The organism is Dorea ammoniilytica (genome assembly GCF_025567415.1).
Lineage (GTDB): Bacteria > Bacillota > Clostridia > Lachnospirales > Lachnospiraceae > Claveliimonas > Claveliimonas ammoniilytica.
Map to the genome: position 1 here is coordinate 22,452 of NZ_JAOQJV010000005.1, position 17,002 is coordinate 39,453.

The window sequence follows — 17,002 nt, forward strand, 5'->3', positions numbered from 1 at the left end:
ACATATTGCATACGATTTTTATCATACGAAAAGCTTAATTATTGATAATTTCTATGACCAGTGTGCGCTATCTTTACTCTTTGGAAGGGTGAAAGTAAATTCACTTCCGACACCTTCCGTACTTATTACATTAATATTCTCACCGTGAGCCTGAATGGATTCCTTTACGATGGAAAGACCAAGTCCGGTTCCTTTTTTATCTTTGCCACGGGAAGAATCTGTCTTGTAAAAACGTTCCCATATTTTATTCAGCGAATCACGCGGAATGCCGACTCCGTTATCCTTGACAGATACGAAGACTTTCTCACCGCGTTCGGTGGTTTCAACTGTAATAATAGAGTCCGGATCGCTGAATTTAATCGCATTGTCGATCAAATTGTAGAGCACTTGCTGGATTTTGTGTTTGTCAGCAAATACGGACAAATGCCTGGTGGCAAGAACCAGTTCGATCGATATCTTCTTCTGTGTGCATGTGCCTTCAAAAGAGGCGGCGGTGGAACGGATCACATCATGAATATCGAAAGATTCCCGGTTCAGCAGAAGTTCCTGTGTGTCAAATGCATTTAACTCCAGAAGATCTCTCGTCAGATCTGTCAGTCGTTCTGTTTCAAATAAAATAATATTCAGGTACTTGCTCTGCATTTCCGGAGGAATCGTACCATCAGCCATGGCTTCTATGTAGCCCTTGATCGAGGTGAGAGGGGAACGGAAATCGTGGGAGACATTGGCCACGAACTTCTTCTGATAGTTCTCCATATCCCGAAGCTGTGAAGACATATAGTTGAGTGATGCCGACAGATATCCCATTTCATCACTGGTGCGGATCGGAATCTCGTAGTTCAGATTGCCGGATGCATACTGTGTAGCCGCCTGGGTGATCTCAACCAGTGGGCGGTGTACCAGCAGTTCAAATGCCAGGAAGATCATAAATGACAGCAGATAGATGATGATCAGGGCAATATATACACGCTGGAGCAGCGCATTCTGCAGAGCGTTGATCTCGTCCAGATTCTGATGGATCAGAAGATAGCCTTTGGTTGTAAAATCCTGAGTGACAGGAGCAATAACTGTAATAACATCTTCGGTAAAACAACCGTGATAATCACCCTTTTGCCAGATACTTCCGACATTTTCCGTTGGGTCAAAGTCAGGAATGACGGTTGGCGCATCCGGGTAGTCATCCGGAGATTTGCTGCAGATCAGATTCCCTTCTGCGTCTACCAGCCAGACGGCAGCATCCGTGTAGGATTCGATACCACTGAGCTGTGTGCGGACTTCCGATAAGGAGATTGTTTCATTAAAATATTTGGGCAGATACTGTGATGCGGTAACATTAGCACTTTTATATAACCGGGATGCGGTATAGTCCGTGAGCTTATCAAGGGCATAACCGGATACCAGAATGGATGTAGTGAATATTGCCAGAAATCCAAATATGATATAAATTGCCAATATTTTTAATCGCAGCGTACTGCCGGTGTGTGAAGGTGTTTTATTCATAACGCGCGTCCTTATTTGACTTCAAACTTATATCCAATGCCCCATACGGTTCCCAGATTCCAGGATGGGTGATCACTGATCTTTTTGCGGAGACGTTTGATATGTACGTCTACGGTACGAGTGTCACCGACATATTCATAACCCCAGATGTGGTCCAGGAGTTGTTCTCTGGTAAATACCTGATTTGGTGAGGAAGCCAGGAAATAGAGAAGCTCCAATTCTTTTGGAGGCATGTCTACGGTCTCTCCGTCTACCTGGACCGAATAGTTGGTCAGGTTGATCACAAGTCCCGGATATTCCACACATTTGCTGTTGCTGTCAGCAGGAATTTCCGGCTTTGCAGGATGATATCTGCGGAGTACGGCCTTGACTCTGGCGACCATTTCTTTCGAATCAAATGGTTTCATGATATAGTCATCGGCGCCCAGTTCCAGACCGAGCACTTTGTCAAAGACCTCGCCCTTGGCGGAAAGCATGATGATCGGTGTCTGCGAATGGGCACGGATCTCACGGCATACCTGATAGCCGTCAATGCCCGGAAGCATCAGATCCAGAAGTATCAGATCCGGATTCCATGCATCAAATGCGAGCAGAGCACTTTCTCCGTCGTGAACGATCTTGGTGTCGAAACATTCTTTTGCTAAATAAAGTGAGATCAGTTCTGCGATATTTTCATCGTCGTCAACGATCAGTATTTTCTGTTTGCTAACCATAATTATTTCTCCCCACTATTTGAGTTTATGATAAATGTTGTCAGAGTGCATCGCTATTTGAACTCGACAATTGTTACACCTGCATCACCCTCACCAAATGCAGCCAGATGGAATTCTTTGATATGCTTCTGGCGGCGGAGATAAGCATGGATACCGTTGCGGAGTGCGCCGGTACCTTTGCCATGTACGATGCGTACCGGGCTTAGGTGCGCAATATAGGCATCGTCCAGGTATTTGTCAAGCTCTGCGACTGCTTCATCCACTGTCTTGCCTAACAGGTTGATCTCAGGACTGACTGAGAAGGATTTGCTCATTTTCATCTTGCCCTTGGAAGTGCGCTGCAGACCCTTGGCAGAGTAAGAAGGCTGTTCTTCGATGATCTCCAGATCGGACATGTGTACCTGCGAATTCAGGATACCCATCTGAACATGAAGATTGCCTCTTGCATCCGGAAGAGAAGTAATGATACCGTTCAGGTTCATGCTGAGAACCCGTACAGATTCGCCAAGCTTGAAATCAGAAGGCTTATGTTTCTTTCTTGGTTTGGCAGTTTCCAATGTTACCTTGCTGCTGGTAGACTTCAGCTTTTTGCGGAGACGTTCCCGTTCTTTTTCCATCTCAGCAGCAGAGATGTTCTCCTTGCCGAATTTGCGGAAATTCTTCATGGTTTCGTCGGCAGTTTCTTTGGCATCCAACAGGATAGCGTGAGCCTTTTCGTTGGCCTCGCGGATGATGCGGTCACGCTGGTCATCTAATTTCTTCTGGCGGGATGCGGTCTCGTTCTTCAGGCGTTCCAGCTCCCTTTTGTAAGATGCAATTTCTTCTTTTTCTTTTTCGATTAATCGGCGGTTGGCTTCGAGGTCCGTTAAGACATCCTCAAAGGATTCTGCTTCGCTGGACAGATGCGCTCTGGCATCTTCGATAATATAGTCCGGAAGTCCCAGCTTTTTGGAAATGGCAAATGCATTACTCTTTCCCGGAATACCGATCAGCAGACGGTAAGTTGGCCGGAGCGTTGCAACGTCGAACTCGCAGCTCGCATTTTCTACGCCCGGTGTCTCGAGCGCAAAAATCTTCAGTTCACTGTAGTGAGTGGTCGCCATGGTGCGGATGCCCTGAGCATGCAAATGACTCAGAATCGCGATGGCAAGAGCAGCGCCTTCGGTAGGATCGGTTCCGGCACCAAGTTCGTCGAAGAGTACCAGAGAATCGTCTTTAATCTTCATTAAAAATGAAACAATATTCGTCATGTGAGAAGAGAAGGTACTGAGGCTCTGCTCAATACTCTGCTCGTCGCCGATGTCTGCGTAGACATCTTCAAAAATACCGAGTTCTGAACGGTCGAGTGCCGGAATATGGAGTCCTGCCTGTCCCATCAGGGTAAAAAGTCCGACCGTTTTCAGCGAAACCGTTTTACCACCTGTGTTTGGTCCTGTTACGATCAGCAGGTCGAAGGTGTCACCCAGAGAAATGGTGATCGGCACAACCTTTTTGCGGTCGATCAATGGATGCCGGCCTTCGCGGATCAGAATGCGCCGCTCGTTATTAAAGACCGGTCGGCTGGCATTCATGGAAAGCGCCAGGCTTCCTCTTGCAAATATGAAATCCAGCTCGGTCATGACTTTATAGTCGGTGCGGATCTCTTCAATATAATCAGCGGCATCAGAACTAAGCCGGGCAAGTATCACCTGGATCTCTTCCTGTTCTTTGCCATATAATTCTTTCAGATCATTATTCAGCTTTACAACTGCCATAGGTTCGATAAAAAGTGTAGAACCGGTAGCAGACTGATCATGAATCATGCCGGACACCTTAGATCTGTATTCGGCCTTGACCGGAATACAGTAGCGGTCACCACGCATGGTAATAATAGCATCCTGCAGATAAGTGCGGAGTGGACCATTGACCATACCGGTCAATGTAGAGTGTACACGGTCATTCATTGCGCCGATCTGACGGCGGATCTGCTTCAGTGTGCTGCTGGCATCGTCACTGATCTCGTCTTCGCTGATGATACAACGGTCAATCTCGGTAGAAAGAAGAGATACCGGTTCCAGCATATCAAAATAACTGTCCAGACAGTCGGCAAGTTCTTCGATGGTTTCATGACGTCCATAGGCTTTGGCTCTTCCGGCTGCGGTAAGCACCTTGGCGATACGTAGAAGCTCGGCAGCATTTAATGCAGCCCCGACTTCCAGGCGTTTCATAGATTCTTCGATCGGATAGCATCCACTGAAAGACAGATGTCCTTTTTTAACAATGCGGGTAAATGCAGCGGCGGTCTCTTCCTGCATGGACTCAATCTTCGTCAGATCTGTAGAAGGCTTGAGATTGCGGCATTTGCGCTGCCCACCCGGTGTAGTGGCTTCATTCATGAGAAGCTCTGTGATTTTATAAAATTCCAGTTTGGTAAGTGTTTTCTTATTCATATGACATCTCCTGTTAATTCCTTTTTATTCTAACGTATTTGAGGTTTAAAGAAAAGGATAAATATTGAACATTATTCTGCAATATTGTATACTGATAGCAGAATTGTTAAAGGAGACGAACAGCATGGAGAACCACGGTGATCCGCGAGACAGAGAGGGTGAATCCGGGGCAGAACATGAAGAATATGAGTTTCTGCAGGAGACCTTGAAGGACGAGAAGAAGCGGGGCAGAATCGGAAAAAGTACGATTATAAAGTGTGCAGCTCTGGGACTGGTATTTGGTATGGCGGCCAGTCTTGGTTTTTTTGCGCTAAAACCATGGGCAGAAGATCTGATGCTTGGAGATCCTGATGAGATAACAATTCCGGAAGAAGAGGAAGATGAAGGGAATACAGCCACAGCTGAGGAAGATCAGCCACTTGTAGTGAGCATGGATCATTACCGGGAGATGAGTGCAGCCCTGACAGAGATTGCTGACAAGGCAAAATGCAGTATGGTTAGAATATCGGTAGCTGCAGATGACACTGTTGATGCGGAGAATATAACAGGAGCAGATGAGACAGATGTAGCGGGTACAGATAGCGTAACTGGCGTGATCATAGCGGATAATGGTCAGGAATATCTGATCTTTGGAAGCAACAGAGTGTGTCAGGAGGGAGAAGCTGTAGAAGTGACATTTGCAGACGGCAGAAGTTATGAGGCTAGTGTGAAGCAGACCGACGGAACACTTGGATATGCTGTGTATGCAGTGCATAAGAGCAGTCTTGCGTCATCTACGGCGGAGAAGATACAGGTGGCAGCTCTTGGACGCACAGGAACTGCGGAACAGGGGAATACGGTTATTGCTATGGGTGATCCGTTTGGTTACGGAGATTCTATCGGTTATGGAGTTATTGCGTCATCTGGTACAGAAAAGAACCGTACCGATGGGGAATACCATGTGATCGGCACTGACATTTCCGGTACATCGGATGGAACAGGTGCATTATTTAACGTAAACGGCGAGGTCGTTGGCATGATCGATGCAGCTGCCAGAGATGAAGATATGACAACGGTAACAGCGTATGGGATTTCGGATCTGAAATCGATGATCGAATGTCTGTCAAATGGTGAGACGGTACCGTATCTTGGAATTACCGGCGTGTCTGTTACAGAGGAAATTGCCAGTGACCAGGGAATACCACGAGGTGTGTATGTGCAGAAGGTGGAAGCAGATTCACCGGCTATGGAAGCAGGTATCCAGAGCGGCGATGTGATCACGGAAGTTGCTAAGACAGCGGTGACAACATTGTCGGCATATCATACAGTGTTGATGAAGCAGAAGACCGGTGACAGCATTCGCGTGAAGGGAATGCGAAAGGGAACCGATGGTTATGTGGATGCGCAGTATAATGTGACTGTAGGAAGCTTCAGATGAGACCTGTTATGAGCATTTATAAAATCAGAAGAACATAATAGAAAGAGAGAATTTATCATGAGATATATCAATACCCTCTGTGAGGGCGAGACAATTCGTAATGTGTATTTGTGTAAAGGGAAGCGTTCGGCGGAGACGAGAAATGGCAAGCCATATGACAATCTGATCTTGCAGGATAAGACCGGCACGCTGGATGGTAAGGTGTGGGATCCGAATTCAAGTGGGATCGCAGATTATGATGAGCTGGACTTTATCGAGGTGTTCGGTGAAGTGACCAGCTATAATAATGCCCTTCAGTTGAATATCCGTCAGATCCGCAAGGCATATGAGGATGAATATAATCCGGCAGATTACATGCCGACGACTGAGAAGAATGAAGACACCATGTATCAGGAACTTCTGAATTACGGGCAACAGATCGGCAACACTTATCTGAAACAGGTGGTGGAGTATTATTTCGTAAATAATCAGGAATTTGTAAAGGTGTTTAAGGGGCATTCCGCAGCGAAGAGTGTGCATCACGGATTCGCAGGAGGACTTCTGGAACATACATTAAGTGTTGTGAAGATGTGTGAATACATGGTTGGCGCATATCCAATCCTGAATCGTGATCTGCTGTATACCGCAGCAATGTGTCATGATATCGGCAAAGTGAAAGAGCTGTCCGCATTTCCAAAGAATGATTATACGGATGAAGGACAGTTATTAGGACATATTGTGATTGGCGTGGAGATGTTAAATGATGCGATTCGTGAGATCCAGGATTTCCCGGAGAAGCTGGCCAATGAACTGAAGCACTGCATCATCTCACATCATGGAGAATTGGAGTATGGCTCGCCGAAGAAACCGGCATTGCCGGAAGCATTTGCTCTAAACTTTGCAGACTGTGCAGATGCCAAGATGGAGACGCTGACTGAGATCTTCAAAGACAGCAAGAATATGAAAGATAAAGAATGGACTGGATATAACCGACTGTTTGAGACAAATCTCAGAAAGAGCAGTCTGGAAAAGTAGACGGATAAGAGTATATAAATAGACGATGAGTATGAAGAAAAATGATCTGACAACAGTTACAATTGAAGATATGGGTGTCGGCGGCGAAGGCATCGGTAAGGTAGACGGCTATACGCTGTTTGTGAAGGATGCGGTTATTGGTGATGTGGCAGAAGTGAAGGTCATGAAGGCGAAGAAGCATTATGGTTATGCACGCCTGATGAAGATACTGCAGCCATCAAAAGACAGAGTAGAGCCTGTCTGTCCGGTGGCGAGACAATGTGGAGGCTGTCAGATACAGGCATTGAACTATGAGAAACAGCTGGAATTTAAGCATAACAAGGTGCGCAACAATCTGATCCGACTGGGCGGTATTCCAGAGGAACTTTTGGATGAGATTATGGAACCGGCAGCAGGAATGAAAGAGCCGTTCCGTTATCGCAATAAAGCACAGTTTCCGATTGGCAGAGACCGTGATGGAAAGCTGACTGCCGGATTCTATGCAGGCAGGACACACCAGATTATTCCGGTGCCGGAGTGTGACTGCGTACTGGGGGTAAAAGAGAATAAAGAAATCCTGGACGCAATTCTGGAATTTATGCAGGTGGAACATATCGAACCATATAATGAAGAAAATCACAGCGGACTGGTGCGCCATGTACTGATCCGTTATGGATTCCGTACAGGCGAGATCATGGTCTGCCTCGTTATCAATGGAAAGACACTTCCACACAGTGAGAAGCTGGTGAAGAGACTTACAAAAATACCGGGGATGACGAGTATTACCTGCAGCATCAACCGCGAGAAGACGAATGTCATCATGGGAACGAAGATCCAGCTTCTGTGGGGACAGATGTATATTACAGATTATATCGGAGAAGTAAAGTTCCAGATATCACCGCTTTCTTTTTATCAGGTGAATCCGGTGCAGACCGAGGTGCTGTATGGAACTGCGTTAGAATATGCAGGACTTACCGGTCACGAGACCGTGTGGGATCTGTACTGTGGAATCGGAACCATTTCTCTCTTCCTTGCACAGAAAGCGGAACAGGTCTATGGTGTAGAGATCGTTCCGCAGGCAATTGACGATGCGAAAAAGAATGCAGAGATCAATGCGCTGACTAATGCTGAATTTTTCGTGGGTAAGGCAGAAGAAGTGCTGCCGGGATACTATGCGGATTATACTAAAGAGCATCCGGGAGAACATGCGCACGCAGATGTGATCGTAGTCGATCCGCCGCGAAAAGGATGCGAACAGAGTGTGCTTGATACCATGGTTCAGATGGAGCCGGAGCGGATTGTATATGTGAGCTGCGATTCTGCAACACTGGCACGAGATGTGAAGTATCTGCGGGAGAATGGGTATGAGATCAGGAAAGTGAAGGCGACAGATATGTTTCCGATGTCGGTCCATGTGGAGACGGTTGTTCTTTTGTCCCAACAAAAACCAGATGACACGATAGAGATCGACTTAGATCTGGATGAGCTGGATGCCACCAGTGCCGAGTTGAAAGCAACCTATCAGGAAATCAAGGATTATGTGCTGAAAGAATCTGGCTTGAAGGTTTCAAGTTTATATATTTCTCAGGTAAAACGCAAATGTGGAATTGAAGTGGGAGAAAACTATAATCTTCCAAAATCAGAAAATGCAAGAGTTCCACAATGCCCGAAAGAGAAAGAAGATGCTATCAAGGCTGCCCTGAAATATTTTGCGATGATCTAAGAACATCGCTGATTTCAAGGAGGAATAACACATGAAAAGCACATTTGAAAAAATGGGTGGAACCTACACACTTGGCGCAGACGGAATTTATTATCCGAATCTTGTTAGTACAGATGAAGAACCGCATTATGGGAAATATGGAATGATGCGAAAAACGTATCTGAAAGAGCATCGTCCGGCAATGTATTCACTGTATATGTTGGAAGACAGATTGACAGAACATCTGAATGCTGTGGACGATGAAGCACAGGAGAGAATGGACATTCTAGTGCGTCAGATGATGGAAAAGGAAGGCATTACGGAAGAAATGAAAGCTTGTGACCAGATGGAATGGGTCAGGGCTGTAAATAATATCCGAAATGTAGCAGAAGAGATTGTCTTAAAAGAATTAGTGTATATTTAAAGCGTGGAAAGCTCCTTCGGGAGCTTTTTACCGTTTCTACAAACAATTTTTTCTCGTGCCGGAAAGCAATCTATTTACATGGAACAGATGCAGAGAGAAAAAATATTGGAAGGTTATGATTCTTGATCAGCTTTTTTGCTATTGCTCTTTTGAAGATGGTAAAAAAACAAGTGATATGGTAAAATAATACTATTAGATTGAACGGACAGAAATGAGGAAAGTTGATGAATTAAGAAATGTAATTGCAAATCAATTTGCCTGCGAATATAAGGCTTATGACTTTGGGGAAATCTGTAATGCATTCATTGATGATTTGATTAGATTAATGGAAAATAGTATTAAAAATGAACAAGGCAATTTTTAGTTGACATAAGGAGAACAGAAAAATATGAAAAAATATTACGCAGAAAGACATGGTTTACTTACAAAGCAACTACAGATAGATTTTGATGAGTTATTACAGTATTTCGGACAGGTATATAAATATTTTTGTGATAAAGAGTATTTTGAAGTGGCTACAAGAGGAGTGTGGAGGCAAATTCCTTATACGCAGGATTCGGAGCAGATTTTACCACCAAGTTTGTTGCCATCACCGGAAGTGTATTTTGCAACATGCTTACAGGATAAAGAGGTTTGGCCAATTTGGCAATATCTTGAAGAATATGATGAGCAGACATTGTTTTCAGTGATTGAGATTTTATACGACCATATTGGTGTTTATAACTATGAAACAGATCAGTTTGAAAATGAAGCACAAAAGGAAGAATTTGCTGAACAAATTAATAATATCTTACGTGCATATAAAGAGGGATATTATCTTGAACCGACAAATGGATTTATAATGCAAATACCTAACGGTGCGTTGCGTGAACAGTTAGAATATGACGGTTCTGATTTACCCGATTCAGTATATGAGCAATTAGCAACAGCCACAGAAATGTATTATCGTTTTGATGCCAATTTAGAACAGAAAAAGAAAGCTATTAATATTCTTGCCGATATTTTGGAAAGTGAACGTGAAGAAGTAAAAGATACTTTAAATGCTGAGTATGAAGTTCCTAAAAATGAACATGATAAGTTGATTTTTGGTATAGTTAATGGTTATAATATTCGCCATAATCGTGCAGATCAAAAGAACGATTATAGCAAAGAAATATGGTATGATTGGATGATGCAATATTATACAAGTGTAATAATAGCATTTTACAAGTTGAAAAATAAGTATACCGATATTGATTTTTAAATGGTGAGTTAAATGATATCTCCCTAAGTGGAGTATAAATTTTTTCTCAAAAGGTGATGGTTTCGCTATTTAGCATAAAAAGTAACTTAGAAGTTTCAGAATTAAGTTAATCGTGCCACATGGCTTGATTATAAAAGCAAAGATAAAAACGCAACGTACATCTTTGATGTACCAGAGCCGGTAGGTAGCCCGGCCGTCCTATATAAATAGGGTAAGTAACCTGCCCCTCCGGGTTGTCCATTCTTTGTTCAATCATTTTTAGGAGGGATTTTTGTGGACAAAGTAAATGGAAAGCTGACAGTATTTTTTGAAGAGCCGTTTTGGGTGGGAATCTTTGAACGCATCGAAGATGGTAAACTATCTGTGGCAAAGGTAACATTTGGTGCAGAGCCAAAAGATTATGAAGTACAGGAATATATTCAAAAGTGCTATTTCAGTTTGAAATTCAGTCCGGTTGTTGAAACTGTTGTAAAGGATATCAAAAGAAATTCGAAACGGATGCAGCGGGAAACAAAGAAGCAGATGCTGGAAATAGGCATTGGTACAAAATCGCAACAGGCGTTGAAATTACAACAGGAACAGAACAAGCAGGAACGTAAAGAGAAAAGCCGCAAGAGAAAAGAGGCAGAAGAGCAGCGAATGTTTGAACTGAAACAGCGAAAGAAAAGAGAAAAGCATAAGGGACATTAAAGTTCCTTGGGCTTTTACTCAAATCGTAAATTTTTGAATAAAGCTTTCGGGGGTGTTTCTATGAAGAAAAAAGTACTTGCAATTATGTTGGTTGCCGTATCAATAATGCTGATTTCGGCGTGCGGAAAAAAAGAAAAACTATACGAAATTCCTGACCTATCGAAGTATAAGACAGATTATGTAGGAGATTCTTCGAATGTTATAAATATTGTAAGCGGTCAAGAGTATCCGGAGGGATACTCATATGATAGTATAGAGATACAATCTGAAACAGAGCCTTATGGATTAACAGTTTTTCTAAAAGATGAGCCGTCTGCAGTCAAGCTTGAAGATGAATTGCAGGTTAATGCAGATATGACATTTGATTTGATTGGTAATTTGGGAACAATTGATTATAAAACAGCAGATAGCAAAGAAATTATTGTATCATATGAACGGTGATATATTTTTAGTCAACTTTTAGACAATTTGAAGAGCAGAATATAAAAAGGCGTATGGAAGTTTTGATTTCCATACGCCTTTTTGAAAGGAGTTTATTTTTGAACAAGAGATTTGTAAGAGCATGTTATCTACTCGAAGATGATTACAATTCCATATCATAGGACTTTTTCTTAGCTCTTGCAGGCTGATTTCGCCGCATTTCCTGTTCTCGCTGATATTTAAGTTCCCATGCACGATGGGAGAAAACATCAGGATCCTCCACATTGAGATAATCCACCTCATCGGCTGCAATATCACGACGGTGATAGTCATAATATTTACCGAAAGTCCCCTTGAGCTGTTCAATCAGCTTATCCCGGAAATCAGGACGTATCTGGATTCTGGTATCCAGTAACTCGGCATATTGTTCTGGTTCAGGATGAAATTTTTCTTCCCGGAAAGCGGCGGCATCTTTTTCAAGCTGTTTTTTGAGCGAGATGTCCTGAGAATCTAGGATATCAAGATTGTTATTCATTTGGTCATATTTCTTGGATAGATTTGTCATATCTTTATCGGTAGAGCATTGTGCCTGGAAGATTAGCTGCTCTTTCCTTGATTTCAGTTCTTCAATTTCTTCGGTAACAGTGGTAAGCTGCTGATTCAATTTTATATGCTGGATGGGATTCAAAATACTGGTTTTCTCTTTTTTCACATTCAGTTCTTTCCGCTCTGTAACTTTAGCTTTGAGTTTCTTTTTAATGGTGTTGTATTTATTCAGTATTGGATTAAAATGATTCATCCAGTCATGGATCACTTCTTTTTGCATCTCATTGTGGAGCAAATGATACTGTGTAAAAATCATATGATTGCGGATCGCTTCTAACGTTTCAGCTATTATTGGAATAGACTTTTCTACAGCTTCAGCCAGTTTTGCTACCTTTGCTTTTAATTCTCGGAGCATTTTGTTATCCGCACGAATCTGACGGTTGATTTCACAGCGGTCTGCTATCATGCCTTTCTTTTCCATATTCTGGGCAATGTAGCCTTCATGGATGGTTGGCTGTTCGGTGATTCCCTGATCTGCAAAGCTGCGGTGATCAATGGTAGCATTTATCTGATTACGTGCAAGCATTTTATTTACGGCATCTGCCCAGTTTGCCCGCCAGATACAAAGTTGTTCATCACTGTTCCATTGTTGGGAAATAGGATTCTGTCTGCCATATCGGCTGCTCTTGGGGTGTTTATCAATCCGTTCATATCCTTTTTCCTGTGCAACAGAGGAAGTCAGATATTCTTTCTTTTTTCCAACTTTATAGCGATATTGCTTTTCCCATCCCTGTTTCTGAGCAGTTTTAAATTCAGAAGCAGTAAACCCTTTTTCTTCCCCATCTTTGATACAGAGATATTCTTTTTCTGTTTTATACTGCCATGTTCCATTTTCATTTAATGGTCGGACAGTAAGAAGAATGTGTGCATGGGGATTGTGACCATCTGTATCGTGAATGGCAAAATCAGCACACATCCCCATATCTACAAAATTCTTTTTAATAAAATCTTGAAGAAGAGAAATATTGCTGTCTTTATCCAACTCAACGGGGAGTGCGACAACAAATTCTCTTGCAAGTCGGCTGTCTTTGGTCTTTTCGGTTTCTTCCACAGCATTCCAGAGTTGTTCCCGGTCATTCCATTCCAATGGAGCCATTGGAGGAAGCATCACCTCCTGATAGATCAGCCCCTGCTTTCTGGTATAGTCATGCTGGATGCCGTCATAATCATTGTACATGCGGCTACAGCTCATATAAGCAGAAGCAGCAACGGCAGACCGACCGGAACCACGGCTGACGACTTTGGCTTGCATATGATAAATTGCCATATCTGGCACCTCCTTTCGATGTTGCCTGCAACAGCGGATAAAGCCCTCGGCAGAGCGCACGAGCCCCGAAGGGGATACCACTGCCTGATTTATCAGGTGGTGAGTAAGTGCGCCCTTCGGGCCCTTCGGGAGTAGAACTTGTGCGTTTACATTCCCCGTAGCCGGATCATCAGCTCCCGTTTTAGGGAATCTAAATCCATTTCTTTAATATGGGGAACAATACTTTCCAGAATGGCTCCTTCCTGGACTAATCGGTGTGTTCTGGCATCACGTTCTTTTTTGCGATTTCTTGCTTCAGCTTCTTCCTGGCGGTGTCTTGCCTGTAAAAGTGCTTTTTCTTCCGGTGTCATGATTCTTTTATCTGCCATACCTGGCACCTCCTTTTTATGCCCGTATCCGGGCAGTTTTGGTTTTAAAATCTTTTGGTTTGGTACTATGGTTTTAGATAACTGACAGTGGCATGTTCTTGGTGAAAAATAAGGAAAGATAGTAGTACCACTGTCAGTGAAAAATAATCATTGCGTTATACTTCTTTGAGTCAATTCTGGTTCGGAGCATGATTGTTCAACAGGATTTTTTTCGCCCGTTTTAAATTATCTGTTGCATTGTCCTGACGGATATTCCGGTTATTGATACGGACAGGAATACATCTCTCCAGAATACGGTCATAAATTCGTTTGTGTGCGATATCAGCGGCATTATTCAGCTCTGATAAAGTGAGATTGGTCGTTATGATCAGGGGCTTTTTACTGCGGTAACGACTGTCGATCACATTGAATACCTGTTCCAGTGCAAAGTCAGAGTTCCGCTCAATTCCGAGATCATCAATAATCAGAAGACTGTAGCGGTTTAAGCTGTTGATGAACTGGTTTCTGTCTTCAAAATGCATTCCGGTAAGGGTATTCAGAATCTGGGAAAAGTTGGTCATCAGTACAGGAACGCCTTTTTCCAGCAGGGCATTGGCAATGCAGCCTGCAAAAAAAGATTTTCCAGTACCGACATCACCCCAGATGAGAAGTCCGGAGGCGTTTGCTTTCATCTCTTCCCAGTTGCTTACATAATTGTGTGCCAGTTTTATTTCCGGATTGATGCCGTTATCCTTGGAAAAAGTGTAGTCATAGAGTGCTTTGTCCTGTAAGCCGCTGGTTTTAAGATGCTCTATTTCCATTTGTTTTTCATGAAGTTTTCTCTGGGTTTCTTCCTGCTCAAAGATTTCCTGCTGGCATTTACAGCGAATGGAAGGAATAAGCACCTTTCCCTGTAATTCATGCCGGCATTGTCTTGGCGTATTGCATTTGGAACAGTAGATCAGGTGGTCTGTTTCGTTAAAATATTCATCAGGCTGAAGCTCTCTGTTTGGTGTTATAGCGGTTGCTTTTCCTGTAAATCTTGTCATAGTGTTTCGTATTCCTCACTTTCGTAATTTCTTTGCCGGGAAGCAGGATGATCCTGTCTTGCCCAACTGATGATGGTAGCTGCATGGTTCTGATATTGTTTTCCGGTAGAAGCCATATAACCGGATAAGCGTTCAATATAATCCTTCCAGTCAGGGATTGTCTGCCGGATATCTTCAAGCTCTTTTTCTGACAGAAAAACATTTTGAAATTTTCCATAGGGTGAGAGTGGCTCCTTACTCCCTCTTATTGCTAAATTGTTCTTTTTTATCTCTTTCTTATTACCAGACAGTTTTCTGTCTGTATCAGGGAAAGAATCCTGTCTGTCAATAGGACAGTTTTCTGTCTGTCTTAGGGAAAGAAATCTGTCTGTATAGTGGATGGTTTCTTTTGGGAGTTTTACATAAATTCGATTGGGCTGTCCGGGTCCCTGCCGTTTTCGGAAGATAAGCTCCTGTTTTTCCAGTACTGCCAGAGCAGTTTTAATCGTCATCTGGCTTTTGTGGAGAACTTCTGCCAGTGCTTCAATTGTAAAGTAAATGAACACATGACCATCGATATCTGACCAGCCCTCATTTTTCTGGGAAAGCCTTGCCCGGTCGAGCAGGATAATATAAAGCATTTTGGCAGTTTCGTTTATTTCCATGTCCAGAAGGAAACGGGGAAACATCATATAAGATGGCAGGTTGGTGTCTGCTGTCAGAAAGTCCGTCATGTGTTCACCTCCAATCAGTTATTCTCCAAGAAAATCCCAGTCTACATCATTATCCGGCTGTGAATTTTCAGGTGTTGGAAAGGACGCCCTGATTTGGGGCTTCCTTTGCGCCATGCCTACAGTCAGTCCGGAAAGAAAAAGTGGCAATTCCTGTTTCAGACTGTTTTCCACTGCATCTACAATCTGTTTCACAAAAAGTTCTTCCCGTTCTCTTGTTTCCAGATAAGGATCAGCCTGTGTGCGGTAGTAGCGGTCAAAATAATCTACCAGTGCAAGAGAGATTACCTGACTGTAAGATTTAAAATCCTGCCTGTCCATCGTCTGTAAATATTCCCAGGCTCTCCGCTGTTGTTCTTTGTCCAGATTAAAGCGCAGGTTTGTGTTGCGGATATTGTTCTGCATGGTTTATCCCCTCCTTTTCAGGCTCATATAAGCCAGAGATTCGTAACCTTTGGCAGTGGCGCAGATGTCATCAATGATTGTGACTCGTGATTTGTCATACGTTCCGAAGTTACGGATCAGGCATCCACCGCCGCCAACCACATACAGGCGCATCAGGTCAGGATTATATTCATATTTGCGGAGCGTGGAAAAAAGTTCTGCCACATACTGTCTGGCAATAGAACTGATACAATCCAGATATGGTGCTGAAATGTCAGCTGTTCCAAACCGCAGAATCTGTTCTACTGTGGATTCTTCAATTTTCACTCCGAATTTGTCCAGAACAGCGTTCTTTGCGGCAATCATGCACTGGTTTACACCAAGTTTTTCTGTCCAGCATCGGCTCTCCTGAGCTTTCTTATTGTTAATATACAGAATGTTCATGGTTCCGTTTCCGATATCTGCAAGGAGATTAGTTCCCTTGAAATTTCCAAGGTGGTTTACAATAGCCGGATATCCCTGTGGGTAAAGGCTACATCCCGCAAAGTGGAGATGATATTCTTTGCCGTTGAAACGGTAATGGACTTCTGGATTCTGGAGCAGATAGGAACGAAAAGCTTCTCTTTGATTTCTGATCCATGTCAGAGGAAGTCCGGCAGCCAGATGAACATCTGCTTCACGGATGGAAAAGACATTCAGTTCCCTTGCAATAGCCATTAGCGTCAGAAGATAATATTCTTCGTCCATAGCTTTATCCGGGATAAATTCTTTGTGTCCTTCGCCAATCCGGTAGTAAATGCCGTTATATTCCAGAATATTCCCGGTGAAGATTGGTTCGGTTTCATAGGCTTTGATTCCGGTTGGTGTGACGGTGTTTGCTGTTTTCATATTGCCATAGCCATGATCTACAGCGATGATTTTTGTGTTTTTGAGTTCTCGCATAAAAAATACCTCCGTTTTCGTATTGATTGATTCAGCAGGTCATACCGGTGTGGTACTGCTTTGCTGTGAGATAAGCATACGAAAATCGGAGGTAAAAGACATTGAGTGGAAATTGAGCTGGAATTGAGAAAAAAGATATATTGTGCGTACATTCTTCATGTACTCT

General features: G+C 43.2%; 16 protein-coding genes. 7 read left to right on the forward strand and 9 right to left on the reverse strand.

What is annotated here, in order from left to right:
• Nucleotides 1-51 precede the first annotated feature (51 nt).
• Genes OCV65_RS05635 through OCV65_RS05645 form a run of 3 tightly spaced genes read right to left on the reverse strand, consistent with a single transcriptional unit; the run spans nt 52 to nt 4,642 of the window.
• Nucleotides 52-1,500: a sensor histidine kinase gene (locus OCV65_RS05635; protein ID WP_118382927.1), complete on the reverse strand. Its 1,449-nt coding sequence runs from the start codon at nt 1,498-1,500 to the stop codon at nt 52-54.
• An 11-nt stretch (nt 1,501-1,511) separates the two neighbouring features.
• A complete protein-coding gene (locus OCV65_RS05640; protein ID WP_118382928.1) occupies nt 1,512-2,213 on the reverse strand; it encodes a response regulator transcription factor in 702 nt (233 codons plus the stop codon).
• Nucleotides 2,214-2,266: 53 nt separating this feature from the next.
• The gene (locus OCV65_RS05645) at nt 2,267-4,642 is read right to left on the reverse strand and encodes an endonuclease MutS2 (RefSeq protein WP_262581268.1); all 2,376 of its coding nucleotides are present in this window, start codon (nt 4,640-4,642) and stop codon (nt 2,267-2,269) included.
• A 124-nt stretch (nt 4,643-4,766) separates the two neighbouring features.
• On the opposite strand from OCV65_RS05645, the gene OCV65_RS05650 reads away from it, so the two are divergent.
• From OCV65_RS05650 to OCV65_RS05680, 7 genes are all read left to right on the forward strand, one after another.
• Nucleotides 4,767-6,059, forward strand: a complete 1,293-nt coding sequence (locus tag OCV65_RS05650) for a S1C family serine protease (RefSeq protein ID WP_262581269.1) — start codon at nt 4,767-4,769, stop codon at nt 6,057-6,059.
• A 57-nt stretch (nt 6,060-6,116) separates the two neighbouring features.
• The gene (locus tag OCV65_RS05655) at nt 6,117-7,073 is read left to right on the forward strand and encodes a 3'-5' exoribonuclease YhaM family protein (protein ID WP_262581270.1); all 957 of its coding nucleotides are present in this window, start codon (nt 6,117-6,119) and stop codon (nt 7,071-7,073) included.
• A 31-nt stretch (nt 7,074-7,104) separates the two neighbouring features.
• Nucleotides 7,105-8,775, forward strand: a complete 1,671-nt coding sequence (rlmD, locus tag OCV65_RS05660; protein WP_262581349.1) for a 23S rRNA (uracil(1939)-C(5))-methyltransferase RlmD — start codon at nt 7,105-7,107, stop codon at nt 8,773-8,775.
• A gap of 31 nt (nt 8,776-8,806) precedes the next feature.
• The gene (locus tag OCV65_RS05665; protein WP_015560105.1) at nt 8,807-9,178 is read left to right on the forward strand and encodes a TnpV protein; all 372 of its coding nucleotides are present in this window, start codon (nt 8,807-8,809) and stop codon (nt 9,176-9,178) included.
• Nucleotides 9,179-9,566: 388 nt separating this feature from the next.
• Nucleotides 9,567-10,421 (forward strand): hypothetical protein, encoded by an 855-nt coding sequence (locus OCV65_RS05670; protein ID WP_015560107.1) that lies wholly within the window; start codon nt 9,567-9,569, stop codon nt 10,419-10,421.
• 273 nt (nt 10,422-10,694) lie between these two features.
• Complete coding sequence (locus tag OCV65_RS05675) at nt 10,695-11,111, forward strand: YjdF family protein (protein ID WP_015560108.1); 417 nt, start codon at nt 10,695-10,697, stop codon at nt 11,109-11,111.
• 60 nt (nt 11,112-11,171) lie between these two features.
• Nucleotides 11,172-11,552, forward strand: coding sequence for a DUF4825 domain-containing protein (locus tag OCV65_RS05680; protein WP_015560109.1), 381 nt, complete (start codon nt 11,172-11,174; stop codon nt 11,550-11,552).
• Nucleotides 11,553-11,694: 142 nt separating this feature from the next.
• Here OCV65_RS05680 and mobQ read toward each other — a convergent pair whose 3' ends face one another.
• From mobQ to OCV65_RS05710, 6 genes are all read right to left on the reverse strand, one after another.
• Nucleotides 11,695-13,404, reverse strand: a complete 1,710-nt coding sequence (gene mobQ / locus OCV65_RS05685) for a MobQ family relaxase (RefSeq protein WP_055260434.1) — start codon at nt 13,402-13,404, stop codon at nt 11,695-11,697.
• Nucleotides 13,405-13,550: 146 nt separating this feature from the next.
• Nucleotides 13,551-13,772 carry a DUF3847 domain-containing protein gene (locus OCV65_RS05690; protein ID WP_005362330.1) on the reverse strand — a complete coding sequence of 74 codons (222 nt, stop codon included), beginning with the start codon at nt 13,770-13,772 and terminating at the stop codon, nt 13,551-13,553.
• A 170-nt stretch (nt 13,773-13,942) separates the two neighbouring features.
• Entirely contained in the window at nt 13,943-14,800 is an 858-nt protein-coding gene (locus OCV65_RS05695; protein WP_015560110.1) for an ATP-binding protein, read from the reverse strand.
• Nucleotides 14,797-15,513, reverse strand: a complete 717-nt coding sequence (locus OCV65_RS05700; RefSeq protein ID WP_014080781.1) for a replication initiator protein A — start codon at nt 15,511-15,513, stop codon at nt 14,797-14,799. The genes OCV65_RS05695 and OCV65_RS05700 overlap by 4 nt, the downstream gene beginning before the upstream one ends.
• An 18-nt stretch (nt 15,514-15,531) precedes the next feature.
• The gene (locus OCV65_RS05705; RefSeq protein WP_055260433.1) at nt 15,532-15,915 is read right to left on the reverse strand and encodes a hypothetical protein; all 384 of its coding nucleotides are present in this window, start codon (nt 15,913-15,915) and stop codon (nt 15,532-15,534) included.
• Between the two features lie 3 nt (nt 15,916-15,918).
• The gene (locus OCV65_RS05710) at nt 15,919-16,836 is read right to left on the reverse strand and encodes a ParM/StbA family protein (protein WP_015560112.1); all 918 of its coding nucleotides are present in this window, start codon (nt 16,834-16,836) and stop codon (nt 15,919-15,921) included.
• Nucleotides 16,837-17,002 lie beyond the last annotated feature (166 nt).